Source organism: Micromonospora sp. NPDC050200 (assembly GCF_040656135.1).
Classification (GTDB): Bacteria; Actinomycetota; Actinomycetes; order Mycobacteriales; family Micromonosporaceae; genus Micromonospora.
In genome coordinates this window covers 1-18335 of the sequence record NZ_JBFALG010000030.1, presented here as the reverse complement: position 1 = coordinate 18335, position 18335 = coordinate 1, and the positions used below count along the sequence as shown (strand labels likewise).

General features: G+C 74.3%; 16 protein-coding genes, 1 pseudogene and 1 riboswitch. Of the genes and pseudogenes, 4 read left to right on the top strand and 13 right to left on the bottom strand.

The window, feature by feature from the left end; all coding sequences use genetic code 11:
• Positions 1–56 precede the first annotated feature (56 nt).
• The 4 genes from AB0I41_RS20345 to AB0I41_RS20330 form a co-directional block, all read right to left on the bottom strand.
• Positions 57–803 (bottom strand): amino acid ABC transporter ATP-binding protein, encoded by a 747-nt coding sequence (locus AB0I41_RS20345; protein ID WP_357109629.1) that lies wholly within the window; start codon positions 801–803, stop codon positions 57–59.
• Complete coding sequence (locus tag AB0I41_RS20340) at positions 800–1597, bottom strand: amino acid ABC transporter permease (RefSeq protein WP_357109626.1); 798 nt, start codon at positions 1595–1597, stop codon at positions 800–802. The genes AB0I41_RS20345 and AB0I41_RS20340 overlap by 4 nt, the downstream gene beginning before the upstream one ends.
• A 43-nt stretch (positions 1598–1640) precedes the next feature.
• Complete coding sequence (locus AB0I41_RS20335) at positions 1641–2501, bottom strand: ABC transporter substrate-binding protein (RefSeq protein WP_357109624.1); 861 nt, start codon at positions 2499–2501, stop codon at positions 1641–1643.
• Positions 2502–2603: 102 nt separating this feature from the next.
• Positions 2604–2753: a hypothetical protein gene (locus AB0I41_RS20330; RefSeq protein WP_357109621.1), complete on the bottom strand. Its 150-nt coding sequence runs from the start codon at positions 2751–2753 to the stop codon at positions 2604–2606.
• A gap of 32 nt (positions 2754–2785) precedes the next feature.
• Positions 2786–2897, bottom strand: a riboswitch (SAM riboswitch).
• A gap of 231 nt (positions 2898–3128) precedes the next feature.
• On the opposite strand from AB0I41_RS20330, the gene AB0I41_RS20325 reads away from it, so the two are divergent.
• From AB0I41_RS20325 to ygiD, 3 genes are all read left to right on the top strand, one after another.
• Complete coding sequence (locus tag AB0I41_RS20325; RefSeq protein ID WP_357109618.1) at positions 3129–4595, top strand: pyridoxal-dependent decarboxylase; 1467 nt, start codon at positions 3129–3131, stop codon at positions 4593–4595.
• 86 nt (positions 4596–4681) lie between these two features.
• Positions 4682–5221 (top strand): RNA 2'-phosphotransferase, encoded by a 540-nt coding sequence (locus tag AB0I41_RS20320; RefSeq protein ID WP_357109615.1) that lies wholly within the window; start codon positions 4682–4684, stop codon positions 5219–5221.
• A gap of 101 nt (positions 5222–5322) precedes the next feature.
• On the top strand, positions 5323–6192 hold the full coding sequence (ygiD, locus tag AB0I41_RS20315; RefSeq protein ID WP_357109613.1) for a 4,5-DOPA dioxygenase extradiol: 870 nt from the start codon (positions 5323–5325) through the stop codon (positions 6190–6192).
• A gap of 12 nt (positions 6193–6204) precedes the next feature.
• Here ygiD and AB0I41_RS20310 read toward each other — a convergent pair whose 3' ends face one another.
• Positions 6205–6864 carry a TetR/AcrR family transcriptional regulator gene (locus AB0I41_RS20310; protein WP_357109610.1) on the bottom strand — a complete coding sequence of 220 codons (660 nt, stop codon included), beginning with the start codon at positions 6862–6864 and terminating at the stop codon, positions 6205–6207.
• Positions 6861–8075: an acyl-CoA dehydrogenase family protein gene (locus AB0I41_RS20305; protein WP_357109607.1), complete on the bottom strand. Its 1215-nt coding sequence runs from the start codon at positions 8073–8075 to the stop codon at positions 6861–6863. The genes AB0I41_RS20310 and AB0I41_RS20305 overlap by 4 nt, the downstream gene beginning before the upstream one ends.
• A gap of 119 nt (positions 8076–8194) precedes the next feature.
• Here AB0I41_RS20305 and AB0I41_RS20300 point away from each other — a divergent pair, with 119 nt between their 5' ends.
• Positions 8195–8947 (top strand): glucose 1-dehydrogenase, encoded by a 753-nt coding sequence (locus tag AB0I41_RS20300; RefSeq protein WP_357109820.1) that lies wholly within the window; start codon positions 8195–8197, stop codon positions 8945–8947.
• 75 nt (positions 8948–9022) lie between these two features.
• On the opposite strand, the gene AB0I41_RS20295 is transcribed toward AB0I41_RS20300, so the two are convergent.
• From AB0I41_RS20295 to AB0I41_RS20265, 7 genes and pseudogenes are all read right to left on the bottom strand, one after another.
• Complete coding sequence (locus AB0I41_RS20295) at positions 9023–11830, bottom strand: hypothetical protein (protein ID WP_357109605.1); 2808 nt, start codon at positions 11828–11830, stop codon at positions 9023–9025.
• Positions 11827–12939: an AAA family ATPase gene (locus tag AB0I41_RS20290; RefSeq protein ID WP_357109602.1), complete on the bottom strand. Its 1113-nt coding sequence runs from the start codon at positions 12937–12939 to the stop codon at positions 11827–11829. Before AB0I41_RS20290 ends, AB0I41_RS20295 begins: the two co-directional genes overlap by 4 nt.
• A gap of 14 nt (positions 12940–12953) precedes the next feature.
• On the bottom strand, positions 12954–14330 hold the full coding sequence (locus tag AB0I41_RS20285) for a VWA domain-containing protein (RefSeq protein WP_357109599.1): 1377 nt from the start codon (positions 14328–14330) through the stop codon (positions 12954–12956).
• Positions 14327–15730: a hypothetical protein gene (locus AB0I41_RS20280; protein ID WP_357109596.1), complete on the bottom strand. Its 1404-nt coding sequence runs from the start codon at positions 15728–15730 to the stop codon at positions 14327–14329. Before AB0I41_RS20280 ends, AB0I41_RS20285 begins: the two co-directional genes overlap by 4 nt.
• The gene (locus AB0I41_RS20275; protein WP_357109818.1) at positions 15730–16197 is read right to left on the bottom strand and encodes a hypothetical protein; all 468 of its coding nucleotides are present in this window, start codon (positions 16195–16197) and stop codon (positions 15730–15732) included. Before AB0I41_RS20275 ends, AB0I41_RS20280 begins: the two co-directional genes overlap by 1 nt.
• 300 nt (positions 16198–16497) lie before the next feature.
• A complete protein-coding gene (locus AB0I41_RS20270) occupies positions 16498–17181 on the bottom strand; it encodes a hypothetical protein (RefSeq protein ID WP_357109593.1) in 684 nt (227 codons plus the stop codon).
• Positions 17182–17472: 291 nt separating this feature from the next.
• Positions 17473–18335: pseudogene (locus AB0I41_RS20265) on the bottom strand (hypothetical protein); the annotation flags it as partial.

The window sequence follows — 18335 nt, the reverse complement described above, 5'->3', positions numbered from 1 at the left end:
GACTCGACACGCCGGGCTGGCCGTCGGAAGAGGTCAGACGATCACCGCTCGGTCGGTCAGAGCACCTGGGACAGGAACTGGCGCAACCGGGGGTGCTCCGGCGCCTCGAAGATCGCGGCCGGCTCGCCGGCCGCCAGGACCACGCCGTGGTCCATGAACGCCACGGTGTCGGCGACCTCGCGGGCGAAGCCCATCTCGTGGGTGACCACCACCATCGTCATGCCGCCGGCGGACAGGTCGGCCATCACGGCGAGGACGCCCTTGACCAGCTCCGGGTCGAGCGCCGAGGTGGCCTCGTCGAAGAGCATCACCTGCGGTTGCAGCGCCAGCGCCCGGGCGATGGCCACCCGCTGCTGCTGCCCGCCGGACAGGTGTGCCGGGCGGGAGTCCGCCTTGGCGGCCAGCCCGACCAGCTCCAGTTGGGCGCGGGCGATCCGGGTGGCCTCGTCCTCGGAGAGCTTCTTGATCCGGCGCAGCGCCAGGGTGATGTTGCGCAGCACGCTCATGTGTGGGAATAGGTTGAACTGCTGGAAGACCATGCCGACCCGCTGGCGCAGCGCGTCCGGGTCGTCGCGCAGCACGCTGCGCCCGTCGAGCAGCACGTCGCCCCGGTCCGGTTCGATCAGCCGGTTGATGGTGCGCAGCAGGGTGGACTTGCCGGAGCCGGAGGGGCCGATCACGCAGGCGGTGCCGCCCCGGGCGACGTCCAGGTCGGCGCCCCGCAGCACCTTGTTGGCCCCGAAGGCGAGGTGCACGTCCCGGACGTTGAGGCTGACCGAGGTGGTGGTGGCGGTGCCGGTCATCGCTGGTCCTTTCCGGTCGCGGTCTGCGGGGGCAGGGCGGTCTCACCGACCAGGGCCAGGCCGCCGTCGTCGTCGGGGTCGACGGTGACCGCGCGGCCCTGGCGCAGCCGCCGGTCGATCCAGTTGACGGCGTGGGTCAGCGGCACGGTCAGCACCAGGTAGAACAGGCCGGCCAGCAGCAGCGCCGACTCGTTGCCGGTGGTGGCGGCGTAGTCCTGGCCGATCCGGAACAGCTCCCGCTGGCTGGCCACCAGGCCGAGGAAGTAGACCAGGCTGGAGTCCTTGATCAGCGCGATCAGCTGGTTGACCCAGGCCGGCAGCACCCGGCGCACCCCCTGCGGGATGATCACCAGCCGCATCGCCTCGCCCCAGGAGAAGCCGAGCGCCCGCGCCCCCTCCAGCTGCGCCGCCTCGACGCTCTGGATGCCGGACCGGAAGATCTCGCCGATGTAGGCGCCGGCGATCAGCGACAGCGCCAGGATGCCCAGCGGATACGGGTTGTGCCCCCAGACCTCCATGCCGAGCGGCGCCAGGCCGACGCCGATGAGCAGGATGGTCGCCGCGGCGGGCAGGCCGCGGAAGATGTCCGTGTAGACCCGCGCCGGCCACCGCAACCATCGGGTACGCGAGATGCCGGCGATGGCCAGCAGCATGCCGAGGACGGAGCCGAGCAGGGCGGCGGAGATCGCCAGGATCAGCGTGTTGGGCAACCCGACGGTCAGCATCTCGGGCAGCGCCTCGCGCATCGAGTCCCCGTCGAAGAAGGTCTCCCACAGGGTGCTCAACGTGTCCATCAGTCTCGTCCCCGTCCGCCCCGCTCGCTCGTCATCCGTACCGTCAGGAGGAGGTCGACGCCGACGCCGACGGCACCGCGACGGTGCCGCTGCCGGGCGTGAAGTCGGCCGGGATCGGCCGGCCCGGGTAGTACTGCGCCTGCAGCCGGGTCCAGGTGCCGTCGGCGATGACCTCGTCGAGGCCCTTGTTCAGCGCCTCGCGCAGCTTGTCGTTGCCCTTGGCGAACGCGTACGCGGTCGGGGCGGGGCTGAGCTGCTTGGCCGCCACCTTGATCTTGCCGTTGCTGTCCGTCGCCGACTTCTCGCCGATCTCGGCGGGGGCGATCCAGGCGTCGGCGGTGCCGGCCTTGAGCTGGTTGATCGCGCCGTTGTAGTCGGGCACCCGGACCGGGTCGAGGTTCTTGCCGGTGGCGTAGTCGTCCTGCACCGTGCCCTGCACGACGACGACCCGCTTGCCGGCGAGCTGGTCGAAGCTGGTGATCGAGGAACCGGCGGGCACGTCGAGGCCGAAGTAGCCGAAGTCGTAGCCGTTGCCGAAATCCACGGTCTTCTTGCGCGCCTCGGTGATGGTGATCGAAGAGCTGCCGATGTCGAACTTGCGGTTGTTGACCTGGGAGAGCAGCGCGGAGAAGTCGGTGCCGACGAACTCCACCTTCAGGCCGACCTTCGCGGCGGCCGCAGCGAGCAGGTCGTTGTCGAAGCCGGTGAACTTGCCGTCCTTCAGGTACACGTTCGGCGGCGCGTCGGTGAGCGTGCCGGCGCGCAGCACGCCCGGCTGGAGCAGGCCGTACGGGTTGTCAGCGGCCTTGGACGAGTCGTCGCCGCAGGCGGTCAGCGCGGTGGCGGCGAGGACGGCGGCGGCGCCGAGCGCGGCCACCTTGGACAGGGCGGGAAGGAATCGCACAGGTGTCTCCGGATCGATGGGTCGGCGGGCACGGGGCGCGCCGGGAGACGGTGCGCCGGACCGGCACACCGCTGCGGTGGTACGAGGAAGAGGGGTCGTCGACTACGCGGTCGGGCGGCGACAGCCGTCGCTGCAGACCCGCATCAGGTCGACGTGTCGCCGCTTGACCAGCGCGACGCCGGCCGCCGGTACGTCCGGCGGGGCCGCGGGCGCGGCTCCGCAGACGGGCGGGGCGTGAAGGTGAGCAGACATGGTTCTCCTAGGTCGGTGCTGACCTGGGAACCAGGCCACGCTTGCACCGGTGCCACACCGGTGCCTGGTCTTCACCCGGAGCACCCCACCGTGGAGGAGGGTTGCCGGCCAGCGAGCCGGGGCTTGACGCTGGCGCTCATGACCTGCCGAGAAGGCTAGCAGCAGGGCCGGGTGGGCCGTCCAGTCGTTATGACGGCCCTCACGTCCGCCCCTTACCGGCCAGGCCGCTCCGCAGGCCACGGCGGCGGAATTGGCCGGCGCGCGCTCCGCCGGTCGCTGCCAGGGTGGAGGAGATCGGCGTGGGCCGTCGCGGTGGTGGCTCGCCCCGCCGGGCGGCGCGCGGACCGCCACCGACCCGTGGAGGAGGACCCTGCGATGACCGATCCGCTGCGGGACACCGACGGGGACGAGGCGCTGCGCCGGGTGTACGAGGCGGCCGGGCCGTACCTGTCGTCGCTGGCGGACCGGCCGGTGCACGACCCGGACACCCTGCCGCTGCTCGGCCAGCTCTGGCAGCCGGCCGGCGGCGACGCGCTGCCCGAGCGGGGGGAGGGCGCGGCCGCCGCGCTGGACCGGCTGCTGCGGGTCGGCACGGCCGCGGCCACCCACTCGGCGGGCCCCCGCTTCTTCCACTTCATCATCGGCGGGACGACCCCAGCCGCCCTCGCCGCCGACTGGACCGCGGCCCTGCTCGACCAGAACGCCGCATTCCGCGCCTCGTCGCGGCTCGCCAGCGAGGTCGAGACGGTCGCGCTGACCTGGCTGCGGGAGCTGTTCGGGCTGCCCGCGGCGTTCGGCGGCGCGCTGGTCACCAGCGCCACCTTCGCCAACGTCACCGGGCTCGCCGCCGCCACTCACTGGTGGGGCGAGCGGCACGGCGTCGACGTCGCCGCCGACGGGCTGGCCGGGCTGCCCCGGATGCCGGTGCTCTCCGGCGGCTACCTGCACCCCAGCGACCGCAAGGCGCTGCAGCTGCTCGGGCACGGCCGCAACACCGTCGAGGTCCACGCCCGCGACGGCGCGGGCCGGGTCGACCTCGTCGCCCTCGACCGGCGGCTGGCCGAGCTGGCCGCCCCGGCGGTGGTCATCGCCAGCGCCGGCGAGGTGGACACCGGCGACTTCGACCCGCTGTCCGACCTCGCCGACCTCGCGGAACGGCACGGCGCCTGGCTGCACGTCGACGGCGCGTTCGGGATCTTCGCCGCGCTCTCCCCACGCACCGCCGGGCTGGTCGCCGGCATGGAGCGGGCCGACTCGATCGCCGGCGACGGGCACAAGTGGCTCAACGTGCCGTATGAGAACGGCTTCGCCTTCCTCAAGGACCCGTCCCGGCTGCCGGCCGCGTTCGGCATGCCCGGCGCGGCGTACCTGCCGGGGGAGGGCAGCGCCCTGCCGACACCGGGCGAGGGTGCGGACTACGCCCTGCTCGGGCCGGACTCCTCCCGCCGGGCCCGGTCACTGCCGATCTGGGCGACTCTCGCCGCCTACGGGCGGGACGGGTACCGGGCCATGGTGGAGCGGCACCTCGACCTGGCCCAGCGCCTGGCGCGCCGGGTCGACGAGACGCCCGAGCTGGAACGCCTCGCCGAGGTGCCGCTGTGCATCGTCTGTTTCCGGGCCCGCCCGGCGGGCGTACCCGAACCGGCGCTCGACGAGCTCAACCGGCGGCTCGGCGCGGCCCTGCTCGCCGACGGTCGGGTGTACGCCGGCACCACCGTCCACGACGGACGGGTGGCGCTGCGTCCGGCGATCGTCAACTGGCGCACCACCGAGGCCGACGTCGACCTGCTGGTCGACGTCGTCCGCGAACTCACCGCGAAGCTGGTCGCCGAGCTGGGCTGAGGGGCAGAGGTCGTCCCGCCCCGCCGCGTCCGGGGCGGGGCGACAACCCGTTGCCGTCGCCCGCACCCGTGCTCGACAATGCCGGAATGGATCATCGGGCGCTGGTGCGGCTCAGCAAGCGGATGTCCCTGGCGCTGCGGCACCGGCCGGGGGCCTTCGGCCTCACCCCGGACGGCGCCGGCTGGGTCGCCGTGGCCGACCTGCTGGCCGCCCTCCGGATCGGACGCGCCGACCTCGACGCGGTCGTGGCCGGCAACGACAAGCAGCGCTTCGCCGTCGAGCGGGGCACCGACGGGGTCGAGCGGATCCGGGCCAGCCAGGGGCACTCCATCCCGGTCGACCTCCAGCTGGAGTCCACCGTGCCGCCGGAGCGCCTCTACCACGGCACCGGCGCCTCCGCGCTCGACTCGATCCGGGCCACCGGCCTGCATCGGGGCGGCCGGCACCACGTACACCTGTCGCCGGACGTGGCGACGGCCCGGCGGGTCGGCGCTCGCCGGGGCGGCGCGGTGGTGGTGCTCACCGTCGACGCGGCGGCGATGGCCCGCGCCGGGCACGTCTTCTACCGCAGCGCCAACGGGGTGTGGCTGACCGACGCGGTGCCCCCGGCCTACCTCGTCGCCTGACCGGGGGTGCGGTCCCGGGGCCGTTCCGGCCTGATGTGCGGTACACCCGGCGTCGCCGGCCCCGGCGGACTACCCTCGGACCATCGCCCGAAGGGAGCGGCATGAGCGGTCAGACCAGCCCCGACACCATGCCCGCCGCCTTCTTCGGCCATGGCAACCCGATGAACGCCCTGGAGGTCAACCGGTACACGTCGGCCTGGCGGGCGTTCGGCCGGGCGGTGCCGCGGCCCCGGGCGATCCTGGTGATCTCGGCGCACTGGTACATCGGCGCGACCGCCGTCACCGCGATGCCCCGGCCGCGCACGATCCACGACTTCTACGGCTTCCCCCCGCAACTGTTCGACGTGGAGTACCCGGCTCCCGGCCTGCCGGAGCTGGCCGAGGAGATCAGCGACCTCGTCCACCCCACCTGGGTGGGCGCCGACCTGGACTCGTGGGGCATCGACCACGGCACCTGGTCGGTGCTGACCCACGCCTTCCCCGAGGCCGACATCCCGGTGGTGCAGCTGAGCATCAACGCGTTCAAGGGGCTGGACTACCATCTGGGGCTCGGCGCCCAGCTCGCGCCGCTGCGCGAGCGCGGGGTGCTCATCGTGGCCAGCGGCAACGTGGTGCACAACCTCGGTGGGGTGGACCCGCGGCTGGTCGACCAGGGCTTCGACTGGGCGCGGCGCTTCGACGACGCGGCCCGCGAGGTGATGCGGGACGAGCCCGCCGAGGCGGCCCGGCTGGACGCCCACCGCGACTTCGGGTCGGCCGTGCCGACGCCGGACCACTTCATCCCGCTGCTCTACCTGGCCGGGATCGCCGGTGCGACCAGGTCCCGGCCCGAGGTGCTGGTGGACGGGTACGCGTACGGGTCGCTGTCGATGACCGCGTACACCGTGGGGTTGTCCTGCCGGGGCGGCGACCAGCCGGCGGGGGCGCCGTCGCTGCCGGCCGACGTGCCGGCCGACTCGGCGAACATCTGACCCCGGCCGGCCTCAGCTCGGCGCCGGGTCCCGGGCCGGCCCGGACTCCACCGGGGCGCGCAGGCCGCCGACGAACAGCGCCACGAGCTGGTCACCGACCTCGGTGAAGGTCAGCGGGCCGTCCGGGTGGAACCAGGTGTGGATGTTGCCCAGGGCGCTGAGGAACGTGTGGGTGACCACCGTGGCGGAGACGTCGGTGCGGACCACACCGGCCTGCTGCCCCTCTCGGACGAGATCACGGAACAGGTCGTGGTAGCGCCGGCGCTCGCCGCGGGTGGCCCCGGCGTGCTCGTCGTCGAGCAGATGCGCCGAGCGGGCCCAGACGGTCAGCTCGGCGAGGTGTTCGGCGGTGTGTTCGACGACGTCGAGGGCGGCGGCGCGCAGCCGTTCCTGCACCGGCCCGCCGCCGGCGGCGATCTCCCGCAGCCGCTGGGTCTGCTCGGCGAGCAGTTCCCGGTAGATGCTGGTCAGCAGCTCGGACTTCGACCCGAACCAGTGGTACAGCGCCCCCTTGGTGACCTCCGCCGCCACCACGATCTCCTGGACGCTCGTCGCCTCGTAGCCGCGCCGGGCGAACAGCTCGGTGGCGGCCGCCACGATGCTCTGCCGGGCCGAGCCGCGCGGTGCCCGCCGTCGCTCGGCCGCGACGGCCGGCTCGGCCGCCACGGTCACCGCGACTCCAGTTGGCGGCGGATCTCCCGGCGGGCCACGTCGCGCACGTGCACCTCGTCGGGGCCGTCGGCGATGCGCAGGGTACGGGCGCCGGCGTACATCGACGCGAGCGGGAAGTCGTCGGAGACGCCGGCCCCGCCGTGGACCTGGATGGCCCGGTCGAGCACCTCCAGTGCGACGCGGGGCGCCACCACCTTGATCGCGGCGATCTCGGTGCGGGCGGCCTTGGCGCCGTACCGGTCGATCATCCAGGCCGCCTTCAGGGTGAGCAGCCGCGCCTGCTCGATCGCCATCCGCGACTCGGCGATCTGCTGCTGCACCACGCCCTGCCGGGCCAGTTCCTGACCGAAGGCGACCCGGGTGGTGGCGCGGCGGACCAGGAGGCTCAGCGCCCGCTCGGCCAGTCCGATGGCGCGCATGCAGTGGTGGATGCGGCCGGGGCCGAGCCGGGCCTGGGCGAGGGCGAACCCGCCGCCCTCCTCGCCGAGCAGGTGCGACGCCGGCACCCGGACGTCGGAGAAGACCACCTCGCCGTGGCCGTGCTGGTCGTGGTAGCCGAAGACCGGCAGCGAGCGCACCACCTCGACGCCGGGGGTGTCCACCGGCACCAGGATCATCGACTGCTGCCGGTGGGTGTCGGCCGACGGGTCCGTCCTGCCCATCACGATCATGACGGCGCAGCGCGGGTCGGCGATGCCGGTGGTCCACCACTTGCGGCCGTTGATGACGTACGAGTCGCCGTCGCGTTCGATGCGCGTGGAGATGTTCGTGGCGTCGCTGGAGGCCACGTCCGGCTCGGTCATCGCGAAGGCCGACCGGATCTCGCCGTCGAGCAGCGGGCGCAGCCAGCGTTCCTGCTGCTCGGCGGTGCCGAACATGTGCAGGATCTCCATGTTGCCGGTGTCCGGGGCGGCGCAGTTGGTGGCCTCCGGGGCGAGTTCGATGGAGCGGCCCATCAGCTCCGCGAGGGGGGCGTACTCCACGTTGGTCAGGCCGGAGACGGCGGGCAGGAAGAGGTTCCACAGCCCCCGGCGGCGGGCCTCGGCCTTGAGGTCCTCCACGACGGCGGGCAGGTGGTGGCGCTTGCCGGCCGCGGCGAACTCGGCGCGTTGGGCGGCGTACACCGGTTCGGCGGGGTGGACGTGCTCGTCCATGAACTCCTGGAGCCGCTGCACGTACCCGGCGGCCCGCGCGGTCGGTTCGAAGTCCATGGCTGCTCCCATTGACGCGACTGTCGGCGGCTCGCTACCGTCGCCGGACGCCGAACATACCGGCTGGTCGGTATGGCGTCCAGAGCACCGCGAACGTGAGGAGCCCCAGGGTGAGCGTGATGGACCGGTTCCGCCTCGACGGGAAGGTCGCCGTCGTGACCGGCGCCTCCTCCGGCCTGGGGGTGTCGTTCGCCCGCGCGCTCGCCGAGGCCGGCGCCGACGTCGTGCTCGGCGCCCGCCGCGTCGAGCGCCTGCCCGAGACGGGCGCGCTGGTCGAGGCGGCCGGCCGCCGGTACGCGGCCCGCGCCACCGACGTCAGCCGGCCCGAGGACTGCGAGGCGCTGGTCGCCACCGCGATCGCGCATTTCGGGCGGGTGGACGTGCTGGTCAACAACGCCGGGGTCGGCACCGCCGTGCCCGCCACCCGGGAGACGCCGGAGCAGTTCCGCTCCGTCGTCGACGTCAACCTGATGGGTAGCTACTGGATGGCCCAGGCGTTCGCCCGGGCCGCCACGAACGGCGGCGCCATCGTCAACATCTCCAGCGTCATCGGCCTGCGCCCCGGCGGCATCCCGCAGGCCGCGTACGCCTCCAGCAAGGCCGGCGTGATCGGCCTGACCCGCGACCTCGCGGCGCAGTGGACCGGCCGCAAGGGCATCCGGGTCAACTGCATCGCCCCCGGCTTCTTCGCCTCGGAGATGAGCGACCAGCTGGAGCCGGGCACCTTCGAGATGGTCAAGGCGCTGGCCCCGGCCGGGCGGCTCGGCGAGCACGAGGAACTCGCCGCCACGCTGATCTGGCTGGCCAGCGACGCCTCGTCGTACGTGACCGGGGTGACCGTGCCCGTCGACGGCGGGCTCGTCATGCCTTGACGCGAACTGCCGAAGAGCCCCTCCTCGACGGGCTCGGCACCCCACCCCCACCCGCCGGTGGTCGACCGCCCGCCGCTACCCGGGCGGTGTCGCCAGCAGCACGGCGACGGCGTCGGCGGTGGCCGGGTGCGCGGCCAGCAGGGCGGCCAGGTCGCCGCCGTTGGCGGGGGCCCCGTCCGGCCGCCACCCGCCGTCGCAGCCGAGCAGCGCGGCGACCGCCTCCACGGCCTCCGGATGACCGGCGAGCAGGGCACTGACCCGCGCCGTCGGGGCGGCCCGGCGGGCCGGGGGCGGTGCGGGCGCGGCCGCCGCCCAGGACGGCACCCAGGCGTCCAGCGCGGGCAGCGTCCCCGGGAAGGTGCGCCCCGCCTCGCGGACCAGCAGCGGCACCAGTTCCGGCCCCTGGTCGCGCAGGGTGGTGATCAGGGTCGGCAGCCACGGCAGCAGCACCGGGTCGGGCAGCCGGGCGAACGCGGTCGACATCGTCTCCACCACGAACGGCGCCAGCCCGGGCGCCGGCTCCAACGCGTGCACGAAGCCGGACAGGTACTGCGGGAAGGCCGGCACCACCAGCGGGTTCGCCAGCAGCTCGGCGCAGCGGGCCCGCAGCTCGGCCAGCGGCAGCAGGCCGAGCTGGTGCCGGGCCGCCCAGAGCAGGGCGACCTTTCCCGGCGCCTCCGGGTGGGACTGCGCGACGGCGAGTTCGAGCTGGGACCGGTCGCAGCCCAGGGCGAGGGCCAGACTCTCCATGCCGAACAGGAACCCCAGCATGGCGCCGACCTGCCGCAGCCCGGTCTCCTCGTCCACGACCGCGGTCGGCAGCAGCGTGCAGTAGTGCGCGTACCCGGCGGCCACGAACGCCTCGCACCAGGCCGGCAGCCTCGGCGCGGTCCCCCGGTAGTGGGCCAGCAGCCGGCGGATCCGGCGCAGCACCTCCGGCGCGTCGTCGACGGTGCGTTCGCCGGCGAGCAGCTCCACCGCCCGCGCCCCCAGCTCCTCCACCAGGCGGGGACCGTCGAGCAGGCAGATCGCGTCCTCGACGGCGGTGAGCGCGTCGGCGGTCGTCGCGTCGGCGGCCCAGGCCGTCCGCCGCAGGCGCTGCTCCAGCACCTGCTCGACGGTCACTCCCTCGTAGCCCAGCTCGATGAGGGCGCGCTGGTGGCGGCCGAGGGCCAGGTCCCAGCTCTCCTGAATCGAGCGGTGCCCGAGCCGCCGTTCGCCCATGATCGGACGGACCGCGTCCGGCGGTAGCAGCCGTCGCAGCATCCAGAGCAGGTCCGAGCATCCGGCCAGCCCGGGGGTTGCGTGCAGGTCCAGCAGCGCCCGCTGGATGGTGCGCTTCTCCAGGTCCAGCCCGAGCGGCCGCAGTCGGTCGAGCACGTCGCGGGCGAGCGGCGGCAGGGCGTCGTAGCCGACCTGACCGACCCGGTCCCCGCCGAGCATGATCTCGCAGAGCCGGCGGACGTCCCGGCGGCCAGGCACGACATCCTTCTCGATGCAGGTTACGGCGGCGTCGGCGAAGTCGTACGGGGTGGGCCGGGCCCGGTTGCGCAGCCCGGCCAGGAGGATCGAGGTCTCGAAGACGGCGATCGCGTCGGCGGTGCTGGCCAGGTAGCCGTTGCGGCGGGCCAGCCGGACGATGTCGACGCACCAGCCGCGCAGTTCCGCCTCGTCGAGGCCGTCCAGCGGGGGCGGGGCGGCGAGGAAGCCGGTGAGCCGATCGGCGACCGGTTCCGCGCCGGGCGAGGGCACGACGGCGGCCCGCCCGCGCCGGCCACGGGTGGTGGTTCCGTGCTGGCCGTCCAGCCGGAACGGCGCCGTGCCGGAGCGGCTCACCGCCTTCGTCCAGGTCGCCGCGGCGATCGAGACGGAGCCGGGGGCCAGACCGAACTGCGCCTCGATGGCCGAGTGGCTGGACGGGATCAGCCCGTACCGCCAGCGGGTGCCGGTACGCGGACTGATCTCGAAGTCCGGGGCGGTGGAGCCGAGGCCGAACTGCTCGACCCGGCTCGCCGCGTGGAAGGCGCCGCAGACGTAGAGACAGTCGGCGGGGTCCGCGCCGGAGGCGGCGAGGTGCTGGCGCATCCGGGTCCACATGTACCGTTCGCGGTCCTCGTCGCGGTCCAGCCGGTCCGAGCCGGCCGGGCGCAGCCGCCGGAACAGGCTGCCGATCAGCACCATCACCTGCCGGTAGGTGTCGTGGTCGGCGTCCGCCAGCGGCCGTTCCACGTACTGGTCCCACCACTCCGACCAGTGCCGCACCTTGCCGTGGTGCAGCAGGTGCGCCTCCAGCTCCGCGAACCGGGGCCGCAGGTCGCCGATCTCCAGACCGACCGCGTCGCCGTGCAGCGCCTCCTCGCCCGCCCCGGCGGTCGGCTCGGCGTCGGCCGGCTGCTCGCGGGGCGCCCACTGGAAGACGTGGTCGGTGGAGCGGTCCACCAGCACCAGCTCCACGCCGGGGGTCTCCAGGGCGTACGCGATGGCCTGGTACTCGGCGGACGCCTCGGTGACCGGCGCGACGACGCTGAGCGGACCCCAGTCGGCCGGGAAGCCGTCCAGCTCCGAGGCGAAGGCCTGCACGGCTACCGGGAGGCGGCAGTTGCGCAGCTCCCCGAGCAGGGGTTGGAGGTCCTCGCAGAGTTCCAGGTAGACGACCCGCGGCTGTTTCTCACGCAGGCGGCGCACCATGGCCAGGGCGGAGGCCGGCGAGTGGTGGCAGACCGGGAAGATCTCCAACCGTTCACCGAGGGCGCGGTCGACGTCGTCGACCATGCCGGCGAGGATGTCGGCGAGTGCGTCGGGGGAGTCGGCGAAGGCGGCGACCGTGTCGGTGAGCTGCTCGCGCAGCGCGCCGAACGGACCGGCGACGGTGGGTGCGGTCACGACAGGGACGCGATCGCCTGCCGGCCGCCGTCGAGGAAACCCTCCCAGCCGCGGCCGTCCTGCTTGGCCCGGGGTTCCACGACCCCGTGCAGGTACTTGTTGAGGATCGCCAGGTCCTCCGGGCTGCGCCGGGCCAGCGACCCCATCAGCGACCCGGCGAGCGTCTCCGCCCGCAGCGTCCGGTCGCCGAAGAACTGGCTGTGCAGGATGGCGTCCTCCAGTACGCCGATCTGCTCGGCCGTGGACAGCGCCGACTCCAGCTTGTCGTCGTCGCTGGTCGCCGACGCGGCGGCGGCGCGGAGGTCGGCGAAGCTCTGCAACAGGATGTCCAGCAGGGTCGGCGGCACGTCCAGCTCGATCCGGTGCCGGCGCAACAGCTCCTCGGTACGGAAGCGCACGATCTCCGCCTCGCTGCGCCTGTTGGTCACCACCGGGATCCGGACGAAGTTGAACCGCCGCTTCAGCGCCGAGGACAGGTCGTTGACGCCCCGGTCGCGGCTGTTCGCGGTGGCGATGATCGAGAAGCCGGGTCGGGCGAAGACGATGTTGTCGCGGTCCAGCTCGGGGATGGAGACGTACTTCTCCGACAGGATCGAGATCAGCGCGTCCTGCACGTCGCTGGTGGAGCGGGTGAGTTCCTCGAACCGGCCGACCACGCCCTGCTCCATCGCCGTCATGATCGGCGACGGGATCATCGACTCGCGGGACTGCCCCTTGGCGATGACCATGGACACGTTCCAGGAGTACTTGATGTGGTCCTCGGTGGTGCCGGCGGTGCCCTGCACGACCAGGGTGGAGTTGCGGCAGATCGCGGCGGCGAGCAGCTCGGCGAGCCAGCTCTTGCCGGTGCCCGGGTCACCGATCAGCAGCAGGCCCCGGTCCGACGCGAGGGTCACGATGCTGCGCTCGACGAAGCTGCGGTCGCCGAACCACTTCTGTGGGATCTCCCGCGTCAGGCCGTCGGCCCGTTCCGAACCGAGGACGAACAGCCGGACCATGCGCGGGCTGAGTCGCCACGAGAACGGCTTCGGCCCGGTGTCGACCGACTCCAGGTAGTCGAGTTCGTCGGCGTACTTGACCTCGGCGGGGGCACGCAGCATCTCGGACATGAGGGATGGGTCTCCTAGGTGAGGAAGCTCTTGAGCTCGAAGACGAGTTTGCGGATGTGACCGGAGATCACCGGGGTGCCCAGGTCCTTGAAGCGCTGCCGGAACCAGGGGTTGACGCTCTGCTGGCCGGAGCTGCTGACCGAGCCGACCGGGATGAACCGCACCCCGGAGCGGTGCACGGCCTCGATGCCGTCGAAGAGCGGCTGGGAGCGGTCGAACTCGTAGAAGTCCGAGATCCAGACCAGCACCGTGTTCCTCGGCTCGACGATCTTCGGACGGGCCAGCGCCATCGCGACCGGCCCGTCGTTGCCGCCGCCGAGGTTGGTCCTCAGCAGCACCTCGAACGGGTCGTGCACCCACGGGGTCAGGTCCAGTGCCCGGGTGTCGTACGCGATCAGGTGCACGTCCACCTTCGGCAGGCCGGCGAAGATCGACGCGAGGATGGTGCAGTTCACCATGGAGTCGACCATCGAGCCGGACTGGTCCACCACCACGATCAGCCGGGACGGGGTGGTCCGCCGGGCGGTCTGCCGGTAGTAGAGCCGGTCGACGTAGAGCCGCTCGTCCTCCGGGCTCCAGTTCGTCAGGTTCTGCCAGATGGTGCGGTCGAGGTCGAGGTTGCGGAACACCCGCTTCGGCGGCACCGACCGGTCGATCGTGCCGACGCTGGTCTGCTCGACCTGGGTGCGCAGCACCTCGGCCACCTCGTCGACGAAGCGCCGGATCAGCGCCCTGGCGTTGGCCAGGGCCACCCCCGAGAGGTTGGCCTTGTCCCGCAGCAACTGCTCGATCAGCGACATGCTCGGCGTGAGACGGCTGGCCAGCACCGGGTCGGCCAGCACCTCCCGCAGGTGCATCCGGCGGACGAGGCCACCCTCCAGGCCGGCGAGCGTGCCGCCCAGCCCGGTGCCCTGCCGGCGCAGCTCGCCCGGCTCGGCGCCGAGCGCCTGCTCGAACCAGCCGGCGTCGGACTGCCAGCGGGCCAGCTGCCCGGCGCTGACCGGCCCGGACCCGGTCCCGAACACGTTGAGCAGCAGCTTCGACACCAGGGCGGCGCGGCGTACCTCGGCCGGGCCGGGCCGGTGCCGCCCGGCGGCGTCGGCCGGGGCGGCGCGGTCGGGCCCGTCGTCCGCGGCGTGGGCGTCGTCGGCGGGCGCCAGCAGCCCGCGCAGTTCGGCGGCCAGCGCCGGGAAGCGTTGCACCACGGTGTCCACCGAGACCGCCGGGTCCAGCAGCGCGGCGGGCAGGTCGAGGTCGTCGACGACGGCCATGCTGGCCGACTCCAGCGTGGGCTGCTCGTCGGGGCTGAAGAGCCGGGCCAGCAGCCGCCAGTAGAGCACCTGACGCCGGTTCTCGTCGGCGAGGTCGCCGGGGGTGACGGAGTCGGTCATCGGCGCAGCAACCGTCCCGCGCGCTCGCGCAGCACGGCGACCGCGTCGCCCGCCCTGGCCTCGCTCCTGGCCACCTTCGGGTCGGTGACGCCGCCCGCCCAGTCGCCGTTGTGCGCCTCGACCGCCCGTCGTTTCACGGTCGCCCGCACCGCCAACGGCTGCACCAGCCACCCGCCGTCGTCCCAGCGGACCAGGCCCAGGCAGGCCGAGGAGGCGGCGACCAGTTCGGTGGTGAGCGGGCCGCTGGACGGCAGCCGCTCGACGGCCACCGCGAGCCGGTGGCCGTCGAGGTCGAGGGCGAGGCAGCCGTCGTCGTCCCGCACCCGGTAGTCCTCCAGCAGCACGGGCTCGGCGATGCCGGCCGGGTGCCGGTCCAGCGGCGGTGCCGCCGCCGCGGTCGCGCGGGACAGGAGGAGCCGCGCCGTGGCGAACGGGCAGGCGGGCTCGCCGAGCCGGGCCAGGTCGTCGCGCCACAGCAGGTCGCCGCCGTACGACGGCAGGTCGGTGACCGTCACCGCGCGCCGCTCGGCGAGCGCGGCCAGCAGGATCGGATGTGCCCGCAACAGCCGCCAGACCGCCGGCCCGACGATGGTCTCGACCTTCGGGGCGCCCACCGTGACGCGCACCAGCCGGGGTGACCCGCCGCCGTCCGGTTCGAGGATCGCGTGCAGCTGGACCTGCACCGCCGTGTCGTGTTCGTGGACGTCCACGCCGAGCGGCAGCAGCCGTCCGGAGACCCGCGCCACGTCCTTCGCCACCGGCGCGACGGGCGCGCCCTGTGCCAGCAGCACGCCCCGGGCCCACAGGTCGGCCCAGCGGCGGGCCGGCACCTGCGGCATCGCGGCGACCGGCACGCTGGCCCGCAGCTCGGCGGCGAGGCCGTCGAGCAGGACCGCGAGCCGGCGAAGCGCGGGCACCGCCAGCGCGGCCTCGACCGACGTCCCGGCGGCGGAGAGCAGTTCGTGGTCGACGCCGCGCCAACCGGTCAGGGCCACCTCGTGCAGCCAGGCCCGTGCCCCGGCGAGGACGGGCGAGGCGCCGGCCGGCGGGGTGGCCGGCACGGTCCACGGTGCGCGGTCCCGCCCGAGGGCGGTGTCGAGCCGGTCGAGCAGCGCGTCGTGGGCCGCGCCGAGCAGCGCCGAGCGCGCCCCGGCGAGTGCGGCGAGGTGCTCCGGAGCCACCGAGCCGGTGGCCACCGTGCCGACCGCCTCCGCCGCCCGGTCACCCAGCGGCGTCGGGGCCAGCGCGCCGGCGAGCGCGGCCAGGGCGGCGGCATCCTCCTCGCCGACCCGGGCGAGGCCGTGGGTCAGGGCGTCGTCGAAGCCGGCGACGACGTCGAGCGCGTCGGGCAGCCCCACCGGCGTGCCGTCGCGGAGGATCGCGAGCTGCGTGCCCAGCATCAGCAGCCGGCCCCGGTCGACGGGAACCAGTGCAGCTCGGGCGCCGGCGCGGTGCTGGCCGGGAGCTCCAGGTAGGCCAGGTGGCGCAGGAAGCGGCTGAACACCACCGCCGCCGGGGTCGGCTCGTGCCGGGAATCCATCCGGGCCAGCAGCCCGGCGCCGGTGTCCACCCCGTCGCCGACGTCGACCCGCAGGTAGCGGGCGACCCGGTCGACGCCGTACTGGAGCACGGCCTCGTCGGCCAGCGCGTGCAGGTGCTTGCAGGGGGTGCCGCGCAGGCCCCCGCAGGGCCGGTTGTTGTTCGTGCTGCAGTGATGGGCGTGGGTGCCCGCGGTGACCGACGCGACGTAGACCCGTTCGACGTCCGACCCGCTGGACACCACGCCCTGCAGCCGCCCGTCGGCCAGCTCGACGAAGGGCACCTTGGCCAGTTTTCGGGGCCGAGCCGGCGGCACCACCCGCAGCACGCTTCGTCGCCGCCACGCGGCCCGGTCCGCGTCCGCCACTTTCCGACCTCCCGCCCGCCGGAGACCGGCGTCGCCCATCGTGATGCCGACGCCGATCCCCACTGGCAGCGCCGTGCGAGGAGGATCATGGACCACCGGTACGACATCGCGTCCGGGTCGGGCCGTCGAGAACCGCTGGCTGCCCGCGCTGAACCTGCACGGGTCACCGCTGATCCGCTGAGCGGCGGGGCGGCCCCTGTCCCGGGGCCGTCCCGGCTCATCGACACCGTGGTCGGGGCGGTGCATTGCCGCCGCCTCTGGTCACCTCGGGGCCCACCCCCTCGCCCGGTCGTTCTGCCCGGGGCGCGGCAGTCGGCCGGCCGGCCAGCGTGAGACGTTGGCGCTCAACCAGCCCGCCCGCGACACCGGCCGCCACATCGGATGGACCAGCATCCCGTTCAGCAGTGGGAAGCTGTCGCGCTCGACGTATCCGTGCCGGGCGTGCAGGCCACGGTGGGCCTCGGTGAAGGTCTCCGCGTACGTCGGCAGGCCGAGCGTGTCCATCCACCGCTGGCTGCCGGCGAGGACGGCGTCCGCCCGTGCGGCGCGGTCCGGGCCCCGCGGCACCGCCAGGATCGCCAGGTGGTGGTGCGCCTGGGTGGGGCGGTGTGCGGCGAGGGCCCGGTCGAGCAGGAGGAAACGGTCGCGGTGGGCGCCGCAGGCCGCCGCGAGCCGTTCCTCGTAGCGGGTGGGCGCCGGGATCGGACGGTAGCGGTGGAACCAGACGGTGGCGGCCGTGCCGGTCCGCAGCACGAACACGTCGCCGACCAGCAGCGCGTGTTCGGTCCAGATCCGGGCCACGTCGGCCAGCACGAGCGGTCTCTCCTGCTCGTCGGGGACCAGCCAGGCGCCGATCACGGTGGGGTCGAGGCTCGCGCTGACGAGGTCGACGACCCTGTCGACGTCGCACCATCGGGCGCGGACGACGGGTGTGGAAGAGGTCATGGTGTGACTCCTGATCAAGATCATGATCGGGGTACGGCAGGCGTATGCCCGACCGGCCGGCCGCCTGGTGACACCAGGCGCCGGTGGTGGTCGGCGACGCGGGGCCCGCTGAGGGCCACCAGTCCGGCGGCGGGCGCCGGAGCGGTCACGGATGTCCGGTGTGGGGCGGCCGGCGACGTGGCGGGCACGGGCGGCCGCGACGACGCCGTTGCGGTCGGCCCCGACCCTGCTCGGCGGCTGTGCCCCCGACGACGGGACGGATGTCCGCCCACCTCCTGTCGCCGGACGGCGCTAGGCGGGTCTGCTCCCGGGCCGGGGTGAGCGGGACGGCGGTCGGTCGGGACCGTCCGGGCGGCAGACCCGCACTCCCCGCGGGGGAGGCGTCCAAGCGTCCGCCGACGCGTCACCGGTGACCTGGTGGGCGCCGCCGGGCGAACCCACGCCGCCGGTGTCGGTGGCCGGCGCGGCGGGGGGCGCGGTGACCTCGGGTCGGACGGGATGGCGGACCGGGCGAGCGGTGGCTCCCACGCTTTCCGGTGACCGTTCCGCCATGCTCCACCTGGCCGGACCGGCCAGGGCCGGCCAGGTCGCGGGCCGCCCGCTGTGCGGTGACGTGGCGGACGGTGCCGCCGGGACGGCCGCCCCCGGGCTGGTCACCGCCGCGGCCGGTGGCCGCATGGACGCGTCGTCCGCCAGGGGCGCCCGTTCGGCGGGGGGAGGGACCACGACCGGCGGCCGGAGGGCGCCCAGCACCGGGTCCAGCGGCGCGAGCACCGGGTCCAGGGACGCGAGCACCGGGTCCAGCGGCGCGAGCACCGGGTCCAGCGGCGCGAGCACCGGGTCCAGCGGCGCGAGCACCGGGTCCAGGGATGCGAGCACCGGGTCCAGGGATGCGAGCACCGGGTCGAGGCTGCGCAGCAGCGGGTCGAGCGCGGGCGCGAGGGTGCCGACGACCGGGTCGGCCACCGGGTCGACGACGGCGGCCACCGGTGCCGCCACCCGGTCCCGCAGCGGCTGGGTCCCGCGCACCACCAGGGTTTCCGGCGTCCGCGGGTGCGGCGTGCCGGGTCGGGCCGGCCGCCCGGCGAGGGTGGGTGCCCGGCGGGTCGGCGCCGGCGTCGCGGTGCGGGTGCCGGCCGGTGGTGACGCACCGG

Coding starts and splice junctions, on each gene's coding strand:
- AB0I41_RS20345 (WP_357109629.1), bottom strand. CDS start 803: ATGACCGGCACCGCCACCACCACCTCGGTCAGCCTCAACGTCCGGGAC.
- AB0I41_RS20340 (WP_357109626.1), bottom strand. CDS start 1,597: ATGGACACGTTGAGCACCCTGTGGGAGACCTTCTTCGACGGGGACTCG.
- AB0I41_RS20330 (WP_357109621.1), bottom strand. CDS start 2,753: ATGTCTGCTCACCTTCACGCCCCGCCCGTCTGCGGAGCCGCGCCCGCG.
- AB0I41_RS20325 (WP_357109618.1), top strand. CDS start 3,129: ATGACCGATCCGCTGCGGGACACCGACGGGGACGAGGCGCTGCGCCGG.
- AB0I41_RS20320 (WP_357109615.1), top strand. CDS start 4,682: ATGGATCATCGGGCGCTGGTGCGGCTCAGCAAGCGGATGTCCCTGGCG.
- ygiD (WP_357109613.1), top strand. CDS start 5,323: ATGAGCGGTCAGACCAGCCCCGACACCATGCCCGCCGCCTTCTTCGGC.
- AB0I41_RS20305 (WP_357109607.1), bottom strand. CDS start 8,075: ATGGACTTCGAACCGACCGCGCGGGCCGCCGGGTACGTGCAGCGGCTC.
- AB0I41_RS20300 (WP_357109820.1), top strand. CDS start 8,195: ATGGACCGGTTCCGCCTCGACGGGAAGGTCGCCGTCGTGACCGGCGCC.
- AB0I41_RS20290 (WP_357109602.1), bottom strand. CDS start 12,939: ATGTCCGAGATGCTGCGTGCCCCCGCCGAGGTCAAGTACGCCGACGAA.
- AB0I41_RS20285 (WP_357109599.1), bottom strand. CDS start 14,330: ATGACCGACTCCGTCACCCCCGGCGACCTCGCCGACGAGAACCGGCGT.
- AB0I41_RS20280 (WP_357109596.1), bottom strand. CDS start 15,730: ATGCTGGGCACGCAGCTCGCGATCCTCCGCGACGGCACGCCGGTGGGG.
- AB0I41_RS20270 (WP_357109593.1), bottom strand. CDS start 17,181: ATGACCTCTTCCACACCCGTCGTCCGCGCCCGATGGTGCGACGTCGAC.